This window comes from Comamonas sp. JNW (assembly GCF_003105075.1).
GTDB lineage: Bacteria > Pseudomonadota > Gammaproteobacteria > Burkholderiales > Burkholderiaceae_C > Comamonas > Comamonas squillarum.
Genome location: NZ_QETI01000027.1, coordinates 1 through 18,128, shown reverse-complemented (window position 1 = coordinate 18,128; position 18,128 = coordinate 1). Strand labels below are relative to the sequence as shown.

Below are 18,128 nucleotides of genomic sequence, written 5' to 3'. Positions count from 1 at the left end.
GCTATGCCGCCAGCGCCGGCCACAGCCGCGCCGCGCAAGACAGCTATGCGGCCGCCAGCCATGCACGCGCGCTGGCAAGCGCCGCTGTGCTGGCGCGCGAGATCATCCCCGTGGCCGGTGTCGTGCACGATGCCTTTCCGCGCGCCTTGCGCCAGCGCCAGCTGGACCGCATGCCGGTGGTCGCGCAGACCGATGCCGAACTGGCCTACGAGGCGCGCCGCGACCATGCCGTCAGCACCGTCGCCATCTCACCCAAGGCCGATGCCGCTGCGCTGGTGCTGCTGGTCAGCGAAGCTGCCTGCCGGCGCTGGGGCCTGCACCCTGCCGCGCAATGGCTGGGCCACCAGTCGCTGGGCGGCTCGCCTGCGATGCCGCTGGTGCTGGCCTTTGAGGCTGCCCAGGCCTTGCTGCAGCGAGAGGATGTGGGCTGGTCGCAGCTGGCCGCCATCGAATTGCACGACGCCTTTGCGGTGCAAGGCCTGCAATGGCAGGCGCGGCTGCAAGACCAGGGTGCGGATGCCAGCCTGCTCAACCGCCATGGCGGCGGCATCGCACGCGGCCACCCGATTGGGGCATCGGCTGCGGTGGCCTTGGTCCGCGTGCTGGCGGATCTGCAGCAGGTATCGCCTGCAACGCCCGGCGCGCTGGGCCTGGCGGCTGTGGCCGGTGCCGGCGGCCTGGGCAGCGCGGCGCTGGTGCGTCAAACGGCGCTGCTATATTGACTGCATGCTCAGCACCCTAGCCATTGCCAACTACCGCTCCTTGCGCCAGCTGCTGGTGCCGCTGGGGCAGCTCACCGTCATCACCGGACCCAATGGCAGCGGCAAAAGCAGTGTCTACAAGGCCCTGCGGCTGCTGGCCGATATCGCCCATGGTGGCGTGGTGCGCTCCTTGGTGCGCGAGGGTGGGCTGGCATCTACCCTCTGGGCGGGGCCCGAAGAAATCACGGAGCGCATGCGCCGTGGCGACGTGCCGGTGCAAGGCACGGTGCGGCGCAAACCGGTGCAGCTGCAGCTGGGTTTTGCGTCCGACGATGAGGGCTTTGGCTACGCAATCGATATCGGTATGCCCACACCTTCGGTCGCGCTGCAGGTCTTTGCGCATGATCCGGAAATCAAGCACGAAGCGCTGTGGGCCGGCCCCCACTGGCGCCCCAGCGCCACCCTGGTGGAGCGCCAGGCTGCCCAACTGCGCCTACGCGGCAGCGGACGCTCGGCGCAAGGCTGGCAGCCCGTCGAGCGCCCTATCCCGCGCTGGGCCAGCATGCTGACCGAGTTTGTCGACCCCGTTGCAGCGCCCGAGATGCTGACGGTGCGCGAGCAGCTGCGCTCCTGGCGCTTTTACGACCATTTCCGCAGCGATGTGGATGCCCCCGCGCGCCAGCCGCAGCTGGGCACTTATACGCCGGTGCTCAGCAACGATGGCGCCGATCTGGCAGCGGCCTGGGAAACCATCCACGCCATTGGCGACCACGAGGCGCTGATGGCAGCGGTCGACGATGCGTTTGCCGGCGCCACCATCTCCGTACACCAGGATGGCAGCCGCCTAGCGCTGCTGATGCACCAGCCCGGCCTGCTGCGCCCGTTGCACACCAATGAGCTGTCCGACGGCACCCTGCGCTACTTGCTATGGATTGCCGCGCTGCTGACACCGCGCCCGCCGCAGATGCTGGTGCTCAATGAGCCCGAAACCAGCCTGCATCCCGACCTGCTGCCTGCCTTGGGCCGCCTGGTGGCGGTGGCTGCGCGCCAGACGCAGGTGATCGTCGTCACCCATGCCAACCGGCTGCTGGCTGCGCTGGAAGACGCCGCAGCCGAGCTGGACTACCAGGCCATCCATTTGGAAAAGAATCTGGGCGAGACCCATATTGCTAATATCCCGGCGAGCGAGCTGCCGCGCTGGCAATGGCATGAGCGCTAGCTGGTGAAGGCGCCTCAGTCCAGGCGCTTGAAGTACGCGTCGATCTCGGCGCGGGCCGTCAAGGTCTGGTTCACCGCTGCTCCGGTATCTTCGTAGCCCAGCGCCATGCCGCAGACCACGGTTTGCGTGGCGGGCAGCGCCAGCGCATCGCGGATCAGACCCGGGTACGAGGCCATGGCGCCAATGGCACAGGTGGCCAAACCGCGTGACTGCGCCGCCAGCATCAGGCCGTAGATGGCCATGCCCAGGTCCATATAGCCGCCCGGCCCAAAGCCGCTGTCGATGGTGATGATGAGGGCCACGGGCGCATCAAAAAAGCGAAAGTTGCGCCCAAACTGCGCGCCCCGCCCCGCTGCATCGCCCCGCTCCACGCCCAAGGCGCCATACAAGGCCTGGGCAGCGGCCACCTGGCGCTTGCGCAGCGACAGCGGCAGAGGGTTGGGGAAATAGCCATAGTCCTCGGCCTCTTGCTCGCCCGCCGCATAGGCCTGCTGCAGGCGGCTGGAGAGCTGCTCACGCCGCGCGCCGCACACCTGCCAGAAGTAGCCTGGCTGCAAATTGGCGCCACTGGGCGCACGCCGCGCCTCCTGCAGGCAATCGTGCAGCAGTGCATCGGCCACCGGCTGCGGGGTAAATCCACGCACCGAGCGGCGCAGTAGCGCGCTGCTGGCAGCTGGCGAGTCGGTGGTGATAAGAGAGGCAGACAGGGGCTTGTTCATGGCAGTGGCCGCCATTGTAGTGAATGGGCGCTTTGCTGTGCCATCCAGCCCGCTTGCGCCACGCGGGAAGCGCTGCGCGGGAAGCGCCGCGCAGGCAGCGCCGACTTGCAGCACAATCCATGCACTTCTGTCCGTTCTGCCTCGCCCTTCGCCATGTCGACCTCTTCTCCCTCTTCTGACCAAACACAAGCGGCCCCCAGTGGCAATATGCTGCTCTGGATCCTGTTGGCGCTGGCCCTTGGATTCGCCGTCTGGCAGCCGCGCAGCCCGCAGGCGACCATGGCGCTGGTCGATTGGCAGACCATCGGCGCGCTGGCGGGCCTGCTGGCGATCACCCAGGCGGTCGAGCGCAGTGGCATGCTGCAGGCCACGGCGCAGCGGCTGCTGACGCGGGTATCGACCTTGCGCGGCCTGGCACTGCTGCTGACGGCAACAGCAGCGCTGCTGTCGGCCCTGGTGACCAACGATGTCAGCCTGTTTCTGCTGGTGCCGCTGACGGCCGTGCTGGCAGCGCAGGCCCATTTGCCGTTGGCGCGCCTCGTGGTGCTGCAGGCCTTGGCGGTGAATGCCGGCTCTGCCCTGACCCCCATCGGCAACCCGCAAAACCTCTACCTCTGGCACCGCTCTGGCGAGAGCTTTCTGGGCTTTATGGCGATGATGGGCCCGACCGTCGCCATCATGCTGGCCTGGCTCCTGGTGGCAGTGTGGTGGCTGGTGCCGCGCACCGCCATCACGCTCAAGCCGGCTACTGCACCCGTTGCCGTACAGCCGCGTCTGCTGAGCATCGCGGTGCTGCTGTTTGTGGCCTTTGTCATCGCGCTGGAGCGCCACTGGACCTTGGCCGGTCTGGGCCTGGTGTTTGGCGTGTTTGTGCTGGCAGCGCCCCGGGTGCTGCGCGGCGTGGACTGGGCCTTGCTGGCCACCATTGCGATGATGTTTGTGGTACTGCGCCAGGTAGCGGAGCTGCCTGCGATGCAGGCGCTGCTGCTGCAGTGGCCGATTGCCGAGGGCTGGCGCGCCTACCTGGCCGCCATCGTGGCCTCGCAAGTCATCAGCAATGTGCCCGCCACCATCTTGCTGGACGGCACCGTGCGCGACCTGCCCGCCCTGGCCGCCGGGGTCAGCGTGGGCGGCTTTGGCTGCGTGCTGGGTTCGCTCGCCAACCTGATCGCGCTGCGCCTGGCGCGCCTGCCCAACGGCCTGTGGGAGTTTCATCGCATCAGCATTCCGTTCTTGCTGGTGTGCGCGGCCTCGGCGGCGTTGCTGCGTTTGGGCTAATACGGCGCCCAGGCTGTGTATACAATACAAACCATTGATTTTATGTGGCAGCTCTGCGATGAAAATAGCGACTTGGAACGTCAACTCCCTCTCCGTCCGCCTGCCACAGGTGCTGGAATGGCTGGCGGCCAACCCGGTCGATGTGCTGGGCCTGCAGGAGCTCAAGCTGACCGATGACAAGTTTCCGCATGAGGCTTTGGCGGAGGCCGGCTACCAGGCAGTGGCCTTTGGCCAGAAGACCTACAACGGCGTGGCCCTGCTCAGCCGGGGCGAGCTCAAGGATGTGGTGCGCGCCAACCCGCAGTTTGCCGATGAGCAGTCGCGCATCATCGCCGGCACGGTGGCCAGCCCGGCTGGCGATATCCGGGTGATCAACTGCTACTTCGTCAACGGCCAGGAGCCCGGCTCGGACAAGTTTGCCTACAAGCTGCGCTGGCTCAGCGGGCTGGAAGCCTATGTGAAGGCCGAGATGGCCTTGCACCCGCGCCTGGTGCTGGTGGGCGACTTCAATGTGGCGCCGGAAGACCGCGACAGCTACGACCCCGATGGCCTGCGCGACACCATCCACCACACCAAGGAGGAGCGCGATGCCTTCCAGGGCCTGCTCGCCTTGGGCCTGACCGATGCCTACCGCCTGTTTGAGCAGCCCGAAAAAAGCTACAGCTGGTGGGACTACCGCATGCTGGGCTTCCAGAAAAACCGGGGCCTGCGCATTGACCATATCCTGGTGAGCGACGCACTCAAGGGTGCGGTGAGCGCCTGCACGATTGACCGCGCACCGCGCAAGAACAAGCAGCCCAGCGACCATGCGCCGGTGGTGGTGACCCTGGGCTGAGCGACGCAAAAGCGTAGCCGCACCATGCAAAAACGGGCCGCAGCCCGTTTTTTTGTTATCTGCGCTGCGCCCAGCGCAGCACCCTCATCAAGACTTGGGATCGGTCTCCGGCAGCGGGTGCATGGCCAGCGCGGCCTCGGCATCGAGCTTGCGGCTCAGGGCCTCGGCGTCTTCTTCGGACAGCAGCTCGCCCTCCCACTTGGCGACCACGGCAGAGGCCAGCGAGTTGCCCACCGCATTGGTCGCGGAGCGCCCCATGTCCAGGAAGGTGTCGATGCCCAGGATCAGCAGCAGACCTGCTTCAGGGATATTGAAGTGGCTCAAGGTGGCGGCAATCACCACCAGTGAAGCGCGCGGCACGCCGGCAATGCCCTTGGAGGTGAGCATCAGCACCAGCAGCATGGTGATCTGCGTGGCCAAGGACAGCTCGATGCCATAGGCCTGTGCGATGAACAAGGTCGCAAAGGTGCAGTACATCATCGAGCCATCGAGGTTGAAGGAGTAACCCATCGGCATCACAAAGCTCGAGATCTTGCGCTTGACGCCAAAGCGGTCCAGCGCGTCGAGGATCTTGGGGTAGGCCGCTTCCGAGCTGGCCGTGGCAAAGGACACCATAAAGGCCTCCTTGATGAGGGTCAGCAGCTTGAACACGCGCTTGCCCAGGAATGCCATACCGGCCAGCACCAGCAGCGACCACAGGATGAACAGGCCCAGGTAGAACTCGCCCATGAACACGGCGAACTTGAGCAGAATGCCCAGGCCATTGATCGCCACGGTCGAGGCCATGGCCGAGAGCACCGCCAGCGGCGCGAGCTTCATCACATAGCCGGTGATCTTGAGCATCACGTGTGATAGCTCATCAATGGCGGCCAGAAGCGTCTTGGCCTTGTCGCCCAGCGCGGCCATGGCCACACCAAAGAACATCGAGAACACGACGATCTGCAGGATCTCGTTGTTCGCCATCGCTTCGGCAAACGACTTGGGCACCGTGTGGTTGATGAACTCGCGCAAGGTGAACTTGCCGGTGGCCAGGTTGGTGGCCGCGCTCACATCGGGCAGCGGCAGACCGAGGTTGGCGCCTGGCTGCAGCACGTTGGCCAGCACCATGCCCAAGAGCAGCGACACGAGCGATGCGGTCAGGAACCACATCATCGCCTTGAAGAACACCCGCCCCACCGAAGCAGCATCGCCCATGTGCGCAATGCCCACCACCAGGGTCGAGAACACCAGCGGCCCGATCAGCATCTTGATCAGGCGCAGAAACACATCCGAGACGATAGCGATATAGCCAGCAATATCCTTGGCAGCGGCTGCATCCGCAGCGCCTGCGTTGACTGCGTAGCCCAGTGCAATACCGGCCAGCATCGCCGCCAAAATCCACAGCGCCGACGAAGAGCCCTTTTTGCCCGTGAGAGCCATAACCAATACCTTTGATGTCTGTGATTTATGGTGCTGTCCAGGGCGATCTGGGCCTCGTATGCGGCACATCAGCAAGGCGTTCATGCTGGGCTGTGTGCGCTTTTTCCAGCCCGGGCAGGCTTTGCTGCCGGGAGCAAGCGGCGGTTCGGCCGCAAAAGGGAAGAGCGATGAGGCTGCCTTGGACGGCAGGATTGCAGGTTCTGCGGGCCCGATTGTAGCCGCAAGTTTTTACGGGTAAACGCGTACGCCTTGAGAAAGTGGGCACCTACATGGTAATTTTTTCTCAATTCACGGGAAATATTACAAAGCTGCCAGGCAACTTACGGCGCAGTGCGGGCGGCTTCACAGGCAGTCTGCCCGCTTTCGCATAGACGTGTTGTAACAGCTTATTCAGAACGCGCGCGCTAGCGCGCGCGGGCGTCCTGCATATGCTGCAGCTCATCGGTATAGCGGCGCAGTTGCTGCGCCTGGCCTTGCAGCAGGGGCCGCACATCCAGCGGCAGGGCCGATTCCAGCACGCGCTGGTAGCGCTCGGCCACCAGCACCAGGCAGAGATTGCACTCGGCAATCAGGTCGCGGTCGCTGTGGAGGTTGGCGCGCTGCTTGAACTCGGTCCAGCCGCGATGCATGCGGCCAGCAGCACTGAGCCCGGGCCGCTCGACCAGCGGACTGGGTTCAGCCAGTTGCAGCTGCACATCCTGCAGCTGCCAGTCCATGGCGCGAAACTGCTCGGCCAGTGCATACAAATGGCTGCGCAGCGCAATCGCCCGGGCTTGCTCGCTGCCCGCGACCAGGCATTCCTCGCAATCGGCCAGGCCTTGCTGGAGCACGCGCACCGCATGCTGAACCTGGACGGCAGACAGCTGTTCGCCTTGCAGGCCGCTGATCGCGTGGTCATAGGCGGCGCGCGCAATGGTCCTCGCTTCGGTCCAATCCATGGGATTGCTGCCGCGCACATGCTGCCACTGCACCTCCAGCTGGGTGGCCAGCGCATCAAAGCCCGAGGGATTGCGCTGCGCCGCATACCAGCCCAGCGCGAGCGCCGGGCGGTAGGCCTCAAAGGGCTGACCCGCCACATAAAAATCCATGCTTTGGTAGTGGCTGCGCCAGTAGCTGTCTTCACGCGCAGGGTTGCCCCACAGGGCCTTGGCCTTGGGCGGCAGACCGCCGGCCATCGCGCCGTGCAATGCATCGCCCGCCAACTGGGCCATCCCATTGGCGGTCGACGCTGCCAGCCGCAAGGTATTGAGCAGCGCCGAGCGCTGGCGGCCAATGCGTTCGGGCGAGTTGCGGTACGCCTGGGCCGAAAACACCGAAGTCATCTTTTGCATGGATTGCACCACCGGGCAGACAGTAATGGCCCATTGTGGCACGGTTCAAACCGCATCAATGGCTGGCCTCTGTCAGCGAAACCGCCGCCTTGGAGGCGGCGGCTGGTCTACCCTTCAATGCGCTTACGCATCAATCATCGCTGGCCGACAGCCCCAGCTCCTGGATCTTGCGGGTGATGGTGTTGCGGCCAATGCCCAGGCGCTGGGCCGCCTCCATGCGCCTGCCATGGGTGGCGGCCAGTGCACTCTTGATCAGCTGCGATTCAAAGCGCCGGCTGAGCACATCCCAGACCTCGGTGCTGCCCGATTGCAGCAGCACATCGGCCTCGCGGGCCAGGTCGCCCTCCCAATCACCGCCCTGGCCTGCACCGCTGGCCAAGCCATGGACGGGCATGGACACGACGGGCTGGCTGGCAGGCACCTCAGCGGCAGCGGGCCGGTAGCTGTGGTCTTGCGGCGCGGCCTGCACCGGTTGCGCTGCGCTGGCCAGGCTGGCGGAGGCCAGTGGCGCAGCCGGCGTGGCCTGCAGCACCTCGGGCGGCAGATCCTGCACGGACACCCACTGCGCGGGCGCCATGACGGTGATCCAGTGGCAGATGTTCTCCAGCTGCCGCACATTGCCCGGGAACGCAAACTGGGCCAGTTGGGCCAGTGCCGCTTCCGACAGCTGCTTGGGCTCCACCCCCAATTGCTTGGCGCTGGCTGCCAGAAAGTGGCGCGCCAGCATCGGAATGTCTTCCTTGCGCTCGCGCAGCGGTGGCAGGCGCAGGCGGATCACATTGAGGCGGTGGAACAAATCCTCGCGGAACACGCCCTTGTGCACCCGGTCTTCCAGGTTCTGGTGGGTGGCCGCTATCACGCGCACATGCGACTTGACCGGCACATGGCCGCCGACGCGGTAGAAATGCCCGTCAGACAGCACACGCAGCAGCCGGGTCTGCAGGTCAAACGGCATGTCGCCGATTTCGTCCAGAAACAAGGTGCCGCCCTCGGCCTGCTCAAAGCGGCCCCGGCGCTGGGTCTGCGCGCCGGTGAAGGCACCGCGTTCATGGCCAAACAGCTCGCTCTCGAGCAAGTCCTTGGGAATGGCGGCGGTGTTGATGGCCACAAACGGGCCACCCGCCACCGGCGAATGCTTGTGCAGCGCGCGCGCGACCAGCTCCTTGCCCGAGCCAGACTCGCCCGTCACCATCACCGTGACATTGCTTTGCGACAGGCGGCCGATGGCGCGGAACACATCCTGCATCGCCGGGGCCTGGCCCAGCATCTCGCCATTGCCGCCCGACTGGGACAGCTCAGGCGCCTGGCTTTCGCTTTGCTGCACGGCGCGCTTGATCAGCTCCACGGCCTTGGGCAGGTCAAACGGTTTGGGCAGGTATTCAAAGGCCCCGCGCTGGAAGGCCGAGACGGCGCTGTCCAGGTCCGAGTAGGCGGTCATGATGATGACCGGCAGCTGCGGATGGTCCTCATGCACCTGTTCGAGCAACTGCAGGCCATTGCCACCCGGCATGCGGATGTCGCTGACCAGCACTGACGGCGCCAGTGCCTGGTCGCTCACATTGTCAAAGGCTTCGAGTACTTCCTTGGGATGCACAAAGCTGCGCGTGGGCAGCTGCTCGCGGGCGAGTGCCTTCTCCAGTACAAATCGGATCGACGGGTCATCATCCACTATCCAGATTGGTTTCATTGTCGCTATCACCCTACCCTTACAGTTCTACATACCGTGGTCCTGCAGCAAGGGAAGCCAACTGCCCCCTAGTCTGTCAACGGCAGCATGATGCGGAAATCCGTGCGCCCGGGCTCGCTCTCGCATTCAATCAGGCCTTCATGCCGCTGCACAAAGGTCTGCGCCAGCGGCAAACCCAGGCCCGTGCCACCATCACGTCCGGTCACCAAGGGGTAGAAGATCCGCTCCTTGATGTCCGGCTCGATGCCAGGACCGTTGTCGATGACATGCAATTCCAGTGCCAACTTGTGCCGCTTGCGGCCCAAGGTCAGCTGCCGGGCAATGCGGGTGCGCAAAGTAATGCGCGCCTGGTCCTGGGCCATTTGCGGCACCAGCACCTGCGCAGCATTTTGCACGATGTTCAGCAAGGCTTGAATGAGCTGCTCGCGATCGCCGCGGATCTCGGGCAGCGAGGTGTCGTAATCGCGCTCGATGCGCAGGCCCTGCGGGTACTCGAGCAGCACCAGCTGGCAGACGCGCTCGCAGACCTCGTGGATATTCACATCCCCCACCGTGTGCGGGTGGCGGTGCGGCGCGAGCAAGCGGTCGACCAGCGCCTGCAAGCGGTCGGCCTCGTGAATGATGACGTCGGTGTATTCCTTGAGCTGAGCATCGGGCAGCTCCAGCTCCAGCAGCTGGGCCGCGCCCCGTATGCCACCCAGCGGGTTCTTGATCTCATGGGCGAGGTTGCGGATCAGCTCCTTGTTGGCAAGCGCCTGCTCGCGCACACGCTCCTCGCGGTCCTGCCGCACCTGTTGCTCCAGCGGCCACAGCTCCACCAGAATGCTCTCCTCCTCTTCCCACCAAGAGAGGTTGGCATGCACGGGAAAGGCGTCTTGCAGGCTGCGCCGCAATTGCGCCTCAAAGCGCAGCGACGAAAAGCGCTGCGCCCGCGCATCGACCAGGGCCTTGTGGATCAGTTCATCGTCCTGGAAAAATCCACCAAAGTAGTGGCCCAGAATGCTTTTGCGCGAGACGCCCAGCGCATTCTCCAGCGCTGCATTGACCCGCACAGCGGCGCCATCGAGCCGTATCACGGCGACCAAGGTGGCGATGTGTTCCAGCGCCTGCCATTCGCGATCCATGGCACGGAGGTCAGACATGGGATATGCCCCAAAAGGTTGAAGCTTTGATTATGGGGCCGGCAGGCGTTGGAGCTCACGCTGGATGCCAGCGATATCGCTGTCGTTGCGCGTGATTTCTTGCTTCAGATCGGCCACGCGCTTGGTGTAGAAGGCGGGGTTGCGCATCTCCAGCGCGTTTTTCTCGGGCTCGCCGTTGTTGTACTCACGCGCCAAAGCGAGCTTTTTGTCCTGGGCTTTTTTCAGCTCGGTCTCCAGGATGAGGCGCGCGTCGGAATCGCGGGCGCGGCCTTCGGCGGTGGTGGAGCGTGGCGCGGGTGTCGCAGCGGCGGGCGCACGCGCGGGGCGCGGGGCAGCTGCGGGGGCATTGGGTGCGGGTGCCGGGCTGGCAGCGGGTGTGTGCGGGCGCGTGCCTTGCACGATGGTGACATTGGCGCCTTCGACCACGGCGCAGCCCTTTTGCCGCGCCTTGGCCACATCGTTGGTGTATTCATTGCCACAGCGATAAATGCGATCCTGCGCCACCGCGCCTTGCGCACATGCCACTGCCACCATCAAAAACAACAACTTTGTATGCATAACCCCGTTTCGCCCGTTCACTCCACTTTGCCCGTATGTCCGTGACAGCCCGTTAGCGGCTTTGCACGATGGCCCCTCTCTGCAACCCGCAGTGTAGCTACAAAGGAGGCCGATCATGCCGAACAGTTCCTGCTGTTACAGATTCGCCGCTGTCCGGCCATGCCCCCTGCCCCAAGAACTCCCATAAAAAAAACGGCCTGCCACCTTCGCAGGTCGGCAGGCCGTTTTGCCCAAAGGGCCAGGTCACGAGGACCTGGCCAGCAGGGGCTTACAGCGAGTAGTACATGTCGTATTCGACAGGGTGCACGGCTTGGCGGAAGCGGGTCACTTCGCCCATCTTCAGCTCGATGTAGGCGTCCAGCATGCTGTCGCTGAACACACCGCCCTTGGTCAGGAACGCGCGGTCGGCATCCAGTGCCTCCAGAGCCTGGTCCAGGCTGTGGCACACGGTAGGCACCAGCTTGTCTTCCTCGGGTGGCAGATGGTACAGATCCTTGGTGGCGGCTTCACCCGGATGGATCTTGTTTTCCACGCCGTCCAAACCGGCCATCAGCAGCGCTGCGAAGCCCAGGTAGGGGTTCATCAGGGGATCGGGGAAACGTGCTTCCACGCGGCGGCCCTTGGGGTTGCTCACGTAAGGAATACGGATCGATGCCGAGCGGTTCTTGGCCGAGTAAGCCAGCTTCACAGGCGCTTCGAAACCAGGAACCAGGCGCTTGTAGCTGTTGGTGCCAGGGTTGGTGATGGCGTTCAGCGCGCGAGCGTGCTTGATGATGCCGCCGATGTAGTACAGCGCGAAATCGGACAGACCGGCATAGCCGTCACCGGCGAACAGGTTCTTGCCGTCTTTCCACACGGACTGGTGCACGTGCATGCCCGAGCCGTTGTCGCCCGAGTAAGGCTTGGGCATGAAGGTCGCCGTCTTGCCGTAGGTGTCTGCCACGTTCCAGATCACGTACTTTTGCACCTGGGTCCAGTCGGCACGCTCGACCAGGGTCGAGAAACGAGTGCCCAGTTCATTCTGGCCAGCGCCCGCCACTTCGTGGTGGAACACTTCAACCGGGATGCCCAGCGATTCGAGCAGCAGCGACATTTCAGCGCGCATGTCCTGGGTGCTGTCAACAGGAGGCACAGGGAAGTAGCCGCCCTTGACGCGTGGACGGTGGCCACGGTTGCCGTTATCGAACTTGGCGCCGCTGTTCCAGGGTGCTTCGTACTCTTCGATGTCGAAGAACGGGTTGTTGGGCTCGGTGCTCCAACGCACGCCATCGAAGATGAAGAATTCTGGCTCTGGACCGAAGTAGGCGGTATCGCCCAGGCCCGATGCCTTCAGGTAGGCTTCTGCGCGCTTGGCAACCGAGCGTGGATCGCGGTCATAGGCCTTGCCGTCACCGGGCTCGATCACGTCGCACTGCAGGAACATCGTGGTTTCGTCAAAGAACGGATCGATGTTGGCGGTGTTGGGATCGGGCATCAGCAGCATATCGGATGCTTCGATACCCTTCCAGCCAGCGATGGAGGAGCCATCAAACGCGTGGCCCGAAGTGAACTTGTCTTCGTCAAAGTGCGAGATAGGCACCGTGACGTGCTGTTCCTTGCCACGGGTGTCGGTGAAACGCAGATCAACGAACTTGACCTCGTTCTCGTCCAACATGCTCATCACATCTGCAACGCTCTTGGCCATCTAATGCTCCAAAGAAAATCGTGAATAAAAAGGGCTGTGCCAAGACTAAAGCAGTTTACGTGCCAGTTTTATGACATGCCCATGCCAACCAGAAGATGCGGGCCTGCCAGAACGCGAACGCACCCGGACTTTGCCCAAAGCCAGACTGTAACGCGCTTTTGGCCTGGGGCCCCGGGAGGCGCTGAGGATTTTGCAGCCAACGGCCCAGATCTGTGCAGGCCATGGCCTGCATTGCCTTGAAAGCACCAAGATGGTGCAAAACTACCAGCGCTTTATACAGATCGCGCAACTGCACCAAAATAGCTATTTACGCACCTTATTGGTGCATTAGCGGCTGAGGCACTGGCCGAGCCCATTGGCACATGCCCTGCTCCGCGCTCTTATCTGTTTGAACAGGTTCTTACTTGGGCTCCGTGCCATCGGCCAGCAAGCCGGCATCGGTTTTATCGGCCACGAGCGGCTCCGCCACAGGCGGCTGCGCGCCCAGGTCGCCATTCTCGATCCGCAGCTGCTGCAGTGCGGCCAGGCAAAAGTGGATGAACCACAGCGAGGAGAACGCAAACGTGATCGCATAGATCCATACCGCAATGGGTACGAGCACCACAAAGCCAATGGTGAACACCATGCCCGAGGCCCAGACGACGCTGGGCGCAATGCCGATGTAGCCCGAGATGATGCCCATCAGCAAGAGCGGCCAGCGGTAACGCTGCAGCAGCGTGTCGCGCTCAGCCTTGCTGGCATGTTCTGCCAGTGCATCGACACTCATCACGCGGTAGGTCAGCCAGCCCCAGATGACAGGCGGCACGATCAGCACCAAAGGCGGGATCAGCCACAGCGGCATGGTGACGACAAAGGCCACCATGGCTACCGCCGAGGTGCTCAAAGCCCAGAGCACGCTGGTGACCAGGCCCATGCCCTGCTTCTTCTCCAGCCGGGCAAAGCGCTGCTCGGTCACCATGTTGACCAGGGCTGGTGTCATCAAAAGCGCAATCACCAGCAGCGCGACCACCGCCGCTATGGGCGTGATCAAGATCAGCACCACAAAGGGCGCAATGCCGGCTGCAAAGCCTTCCGTACCAGTGCTGCCAAACCAGCTGAACACTGTGCGCAGCCAGCCAATGGTCTCCACCCAATGCTGCATCGTCGCCACAGCACCCGACCAGTAGAAATAGCTCCAGCCACCCAAGGCCACGAGCATCACCACCAGTGGCAGCACCGACAGCAGCATGACCCGGGGACGGAAACAATAGGCAGCGGCACGCCAGAAGGCATCAAACATCAGGCGGGAGCCCGCAGACGCGAGGGGCATGGGGTGAACTCCTTATGTATCTGGGCGGGTGGCCAGGCTGGCGGACCGCTCAGTGGTTCGGCATCAGCCGGTTGCGCAGCACTCAGGCGCGGCCCAAAAGGCGCAGCAGCCCGCGCCATTGCTGGCTCCAAAAGCCGCGTCCGTAATCGCGCAACTGCCCTTGCCGGTTGGGCTGCACCTGGTCACGGATACCGGTAGGGTCATAGCGCAGCTCAAAGTTGGCGGTGCCAAAAAGCATATCCCACCATGGCAGCAGCACACCGAAATTGCAGCCCCCCAAGCGGGTGCGTGGCGCAGCCTCGCCGGCCTTTACCGCCGTGTTGGGCGCTGCGCTGGCAGCGGGCGATTCATGGCCGATGCCAATCGCATGGTGGCGGCGGTGAAAACGCGGGCTGATCCACAGGCGCTCGCCCAGGCGGCCAAACCACAGGCGCAGATTCGCGTGCTGCAGGCTTTCACTCAGCTGGGTGATCGCGACAATCGCCACAAACTGGCTGGGCGCGACACCGATCAACACGGCCACGAACACCAGAATGCTGTCATGCACCAGGTCATCGAGCAGGTGGTTGCGGTTGTCGCTCCACATCGTCATCTGCTGCTGCGAATGGTGCAAGGCATGCAGCCGCCACCACCAGACAAACTGGTGCTGGCCGCGGTGGATCCAGTAGGCCACAAAGTCGAACACCACCAGGTAGATCAGCAGGCTCACCCAACCCAGGTCGGTCACACCAGGCCAGAGCGCATCGAGGTGCCAGGTCTCAAAGCCGCGCACGCGCAGCGCGCCCACCACCATGTCCCACAGCGGATCGATGGTAAAGAACAAGGCCAGGCGAAACAGGCCCAGGCGATGGATAAAGGTGTAGAGCATGTCCACCCGGATCGCATGCCGGTCGGTCACAGCCTCGACCGGCCGCCAGCGCTGCAAGGGCGCAATCACCAGCACCATGATGAGAATCTGCAGGCAACCCACGAGGAACCAGCCCGCTGCCGTGTAGCCATCTTCCAGATAGCTGGCCAGGCCCAGGTTGAACAGCAGAGGCTGCAGCAACTGCTCAAAGAGCCACTGCTGTGCGTTGTCAAAAAGCGTGCTGAGAAATTCCATGGCAAACCATCAATTCAAACCAGACCACAAGCCTTGCAGCGGCCAATGTGCGCTACGGAAAGCGCTCTCAGCCACCATGCTGACGAATCCATTCTTGGTACTGGGGATGTTCGCGCAGGGTGGCAAAGCAAAATCCCTTGGCCTGCAGGCCTTCAATCAAGGGCTGCAGCACGGCAGGCGCCCAGGGGACCTTGCGGTCCCAGATGCCCAGGTGGGCCAGCAAGATATCGCCGGGGCGGATGTCGCGCAGCGCCTTGTCCAGCAACTGCTGGTTGGGGTACTTGTCGCTGGGCAGTTCATCGCCGAGAAAGCCCGCTGGCGACCAGCCCACATGGGCATAGCCGCAGCGCCTGGCCGCCGCAATCAGGCTGGGCGAGGTCTTGCCACCGGGAGCCCGGAACAGTGGCAAAGGCTTGACACCAGTGATCTGGGCCAGGCGGTCTTCGGATTGCTGGATCTGCGCGCAATACTGCGCAGCGCTCCACTCAAAACGCTGCCCCGCCTGCGGCCCTTGCGAGGGCTGCACCCTGAAGCGGGGTGCAGCGCCTGCAGGCCCTTTGATATCGCCACGCCAGTAGGTGTGGTCCCAGGTGTGCGAGGCAAAGGCATGGCCTTCTGCGGCGCGCGCACGCCACCAAGGCGCCCAGTGGTCGCCCAGGCTGCCGTCACCCTCCTTGGTGCGTTCATTGGCGGCAAAGAAGGTGACCTTCACCTGCGTCTTGCGCAAGACGTCGGCAATCTGGTTGGCCACGCCCATGTGGCCGGTGTCCAAGGTCAGATACACAGGCTTGCTGCAGCTGCCTGCCGCAGTGGCTGCAGCGGCAGGCGCTGGAGCAGCAGGCTGGGCAAAGGCAGCAGCGCTGCCCCAACTTGCGGCCAAAAGCCAGAAAAATGTGCTGCGCATGGCGTGGAGCTCCCCTCTGCTACTGAATCAACTATGCACGGGCCATGCACTAGCGCGGTGCGTGGTCCAGCACCCAGATGCCATGCGGCGACTTGCCCACCTTCACCTGGTTGACCACCTTGCGCTCGACCGTATCGATCACACTCATCTTGCCCGCCCAGCGCGAACTGAGGTAGATATAGCGGCCATCCGGGCTCACATCCATGCAGTCAGGGCCGCTGGGGCCGGGGTAGCGGTCCACGACGGTCTGACTGACCATGTCGAGCTTGCTGATGGTATTGGCCACCCGGTTACTGACAAAAAGATGGCGGCCATCGCCCGTTGCGCGGAACGCGTGCGCGCCCTTATCAGTCTTGATGGTCTTGACCAACTGGGGCTCTGCGCCGCTCACATCAAACACCTGCACGCCGTCGCTGCCGGTCAGCGCGACAAAAACGAATTTGTCGTCCGGGCTGCCATACAGATCGGCAGGCATCTGCCCTGTCTTGGTGCGCCATTTCAGGCTCTGGGTGGCGATGTCGATGGCCACCAGCTCGTCGCTGTCCTGCATGGAAGAGTAGATCGTCCGGCTCTTGCTGTCGATCCACAGGTGGCTGGGCGTCTTGCCGGTGGCAATGCGCTTGACCAGCTTGGGCTCTTGCCCATCCCAGCGGTAGATATCGATGTGGTTGAGGCGGTTGGCTGCGGTCACAAACCACTTCATGTCGGGCGAAAAACGCAGATGGTAGGGATCGGAGATGCCCTGGATCACGCGCTGCACCTCGGCCGTCTTGGGATCGACAAAGGTCAGCGAGTCGCCGGTTGCATTGGCCACGATCACCGACTTGCTGTCCGGCGTCAGGTACAGGTGGTGGGGCTCCTTGCCCGTAGGAATGCGCTTGACCTCTTTCCAGGTGGTGGGATCGATCACGCTGATGTTGGCGTCCAGCGAATTGAGCACCAAAATGGGGTTGGCTGCATGCGCCGCAGTGGCCGCAAAGGCCATCACCGCGACCAGAGAACGGGCAAAAACGAAAGGCTTCACGAGCTATTCCTACTAGTAACGCAGCGAGTGTAGCTGCCCGCCATAAATTGCAGCACCACCAAGAGGCGATTGGCGATGTAAATAGTTGTGCAACTTGCGCCAAAGCCACACATGGTCAAATACCGTCAGGGCTTGAGCAGTGCCATCTCGTCAGCGGTGAGCCAGCGCCACTCGCCTGGCTTGAGCTCGTCGGTCAGCACCAAACCGCCTATCTGTGCCCGGTGCAGACCTTCCACGCGGTTGCCCACAGCCGCCAGCATGCGCTTGACCTGGTGGTATTTGCCTTCGGTCAGCGTCAGATCCAAGGTGTTGTCACCCGTCTTCACGCAGGCCGCAGCCTTCACTGGCTTGGGGTCGTCATCCAGAACCACACCCGCCAACAAACGCTCGATCTGCTGCTCGGTCACCGCATGCTTGGCCGTCACCTGGTAGCGTTTGGGCACATGCTTCTTGGGTGAGCTCATACGGTGGATGAACTGACCGTCGTCGCTCAGCAGCAGCATGCCAGTCGTGTCCTGGTCCAAGCGGCCCACGGCCTGCAACCCCTGGATGGCGTTCTTGTTGGGTCGTGTGCGCAGCGGCACTGGCAGCAGGCTGTAAATACTCGGATGGGCCGAAGGCTTCTGCGAGCACTCAGTGCCTGCTGGCTTGTTTAGCAGCACATAGCCCAGCGCATGGTATTCCCACTCCACGCCCTGAACCTTGAAGCGCAGGCCTTCAGGATCTACGTCGGCGGTCGAGTCCGTCTCCGCAACCCATTCGTTCGCCTGTGCATCCCACAACTGCACCCAGCCTTGTTGCACCAGGCCCGAGCACACGCGGCGCACACCAAAACCCTGCGAATACAACATATCCTGCAACTGCATCCCAACCCCTTCACGCCAGCCACAGACCGCTGCTGCAGCGAGATAAAAAGAAAAACCCCTCTACTCGGGTAGAGCAGAGGGGTTGATCAGTATAAAAGCCTGACGATGACCTACTTTCACACGGGAATCCGCACTATCATCGGCGCGAAGTCGTTTCACTGTCCTGTTCGGGATGGGAAGGAGTGGTACCAACTTGCTATGGTCATCAGGCATAACTTTTTGCTTTGCTGCCAGGTTTGTTAGGCAGCTCGGCGAATTCATAGAGTCTTATCAGCTAAATTTGATTGCGCTTTGGGCATAACTGCAGTTGCAGTGTTCTTTGCATTGGGCCCCATCTAAGGCGGGGCCAA

The 18,128-nt window shown here is 63.2% G+C and carries 15 protein-coding genes, 1 rRNA gene and 1 pseudogene; 4 read left to right on the top strand and 13 right to left on the bottom strand.

The annotated features are described in order from the left end of the window. A pseudogene (locus DCO45_RS22230) lies at positions 1-722 on the top strand (acetyl-CoA C-acyltransferase); the annotation flags it as partial. A 4-nt stretch (positions 723-726) separates the two neighbouring features. Next, positions 727-1,920: an AAA family ATPase gene (locus DCO45_RS22225; RefSeq protein WP_116927841.1), complete on the top strand. Its 1,194-nt coding sequence runs from the start codon at positions 727-729 to the stop codon at positions 1,918-1,920. Positions 1,921-1,934: 14 nt separating this feature from the next. Here the strand turns inward: DCO45_RS22225 and DCO45_RS22220 are convergent, their stop codons facing one another. Continuing rightward, complete coding sequence (locus tag DCO45_RS22220) at positions 1,935-2,639, bottom strand: nitroreductase (RefSeq protein WP_116927842.1); 705 nt, start codon at positions 2,637-2,639, stop codon at positions 1,935-1,937. Between the two features lie 153 nt (positions 2,640-2,792). On the opposite strand from DCO45_RS22220, the gene DCO45_RS22215 reads away from it, so the two are divergent. Continuing rightward, entirely contained in the window at positions 2,793-3,917 is a 1,125-nt protein-coding gene (locus DCO45_RS22215; protein WP_116927840.1) for an SLC13 family permease, read from the top strand. A 58-nt stretch (positions 3,918-3,975) separates the two neighbouring features. Beyond that, positions 3,976-4,752 (top strand): exodeoxyribonuclease III, encoded by a 777-nt coding sequence (gene xth / locus DCO45_RS22210; protein WP_116927839.1) that lies wholly within the window; start codon positions 3,976-3,978, stop codon positions 4,750-4,752. 87 nt (positions 4,753-4,839) lie between these two features. On the opposite strand, the gene DCO45_RS22205 is transcribed toward xth, so the two are convergent. The 12 genes from DCO45_RS22205 to rrf all read right to left on the bottom strand — a co-directional run bounded on the left by DCO45_RS22205 (position 4,840) and on the right by rrf (position 17,988). Next, positions 4,840-6,171: a cation:dicarboxylase symporter family transporter gene (locus tag DCO45_RS22205; RefSeq protein ID WP_116927838.1), complete on the bottom strand. Its 1,332-nt coding sequence runs from the start codon at positions 6,169-6,171 to the stop codon at positions 4,840-4,842. Positions 6,172-6,575: 404 nt separating this feature from the next. Beyond that, entirely contained in the window at positions 6,576-7,502 is a 927-nt protein-coding gene (locus tag DCO45_RS22195) for a hypothetical protein (RefSeq protein ID WP_133248236.1), read from the bottom strand. 130 nt (positions 7,503-7,632) lie between these two features. After that, the gene (gene ntrC, locus DCO45_RS22190; protein WP_116927835.1) at positions 7,633-9,189 is read right to left on the bottom strand and encodes a nitrogen regulation protein NR(I); all 1,557 of its coding nucleotides are present in this window, start codon (positions 9,187-9,189) and stop codon (positions 7,633-7,635) included. A gap of 68 nt (positions 9,190-9,257) precedes the next feature. Next, positions 9,258-10,331 carry a nitrogen regulation protein NR(II) gene (gene glnL, locus DCO45_RS22185; protein WP_116927834.1) on the bottom strand — a complete coding sequence of 358 codons (1,074 nt, stop codon included), beginning with the start codon at positions 10,329-10,331 and terminating at the stop codon, positions 9,258-9,260. Between the two features lie 30 nt (positions 10,332-10,361). Further along, positions 10,362-10,889, bottom strand: coding sequence for a hypothetical protein (locus tag DCO45_RS22180; RefSeq protein WP_116927833.1), 528 nt, complete (start codon positions 10,887-10,889; stop codon positions 10,362-10,364). 268 nt (positions 10,890-11,157) lie between these two features. After that, on the bottom strand, positions 11,158-12,573 hold the full coding sequence (glnA, locus tag DCO45_RS22175; RefSeq protein ID WP_116927832.1) for a type I glutamate--ammonia ligase: 1,416 nt from the start codon (positions 12,571-12,573) through the stop codon (positions 11,158-11,160). Between the two features lie 400 nt (positions 12,574-12,973). Further along, on the bottom strand, positions 12,974-13,882 hold the full coding sequence (locus DCO45_RS22170; RefSeq protein ID WP_116927831.1) for an EI24 domain-containing protein: 909 nt from the start codon (positions 13,880-13,882) through the stop codon (positions 12,974-12,976). A gap of 82 nt (positions 13,883-13,964) precedes the next feature. Beyond that, positions 13,965-14,984 (bottom strand): sterol desaturase family protein, encoded by a 1,020-nt coding sequence (locus tag DCO45_RS22165; protein ID WP_116927830.1) that lies wholly within the window; start codon positions 14,982-14,984, stop codon positions 13,965-13,967. A gap of 67 nt (positions 14,985-15,051) precedes the next feature. Continuing rightward, positions 15,052-15,864, bottom strand: coding sequence for a polysaccharide deacetylase family protein (locus tag DCO45_RS22160; protein ID WP_243419460.1), 813 nt, complete (start codon positions 15,862-15,864; stop codon positions 15,052-15,054). 73 nt (positions 15,865-15,937) lie between these two features. Further along, entirely contained in the window at positions 15,938-16,873 is a 936-nt protein-coding gene (locus DCO45_RS22155) for a beta-propeller fold lactonase family protein (protein ID WP_116927828.1), read from the bottom strand. A gap of 164 nt (positions 16,874-17,037) precedes the next feature. Continuing rightward, complete coding sequence (locus DCO45_RS22150) at positions 17,038-17,778, bottom strand: 16S rRNA pseudouridine(516) synthase (protein ID WP_116927827.1); 741 nt, start codon at positions 17,776-17,778, stop codon at positions 17,038-17,040. A 97-nt stretch (positions 17,779-17,875) separates the two neighbouring features. Beyond that, positions 17,876-17,988, bottom strand: a 5S ribosomal RNA gene (rrf, locus tag DCO45_RS22145). Between the last annotated feature and the right edge of the window lie 140 nt (positions 17,989-18,128).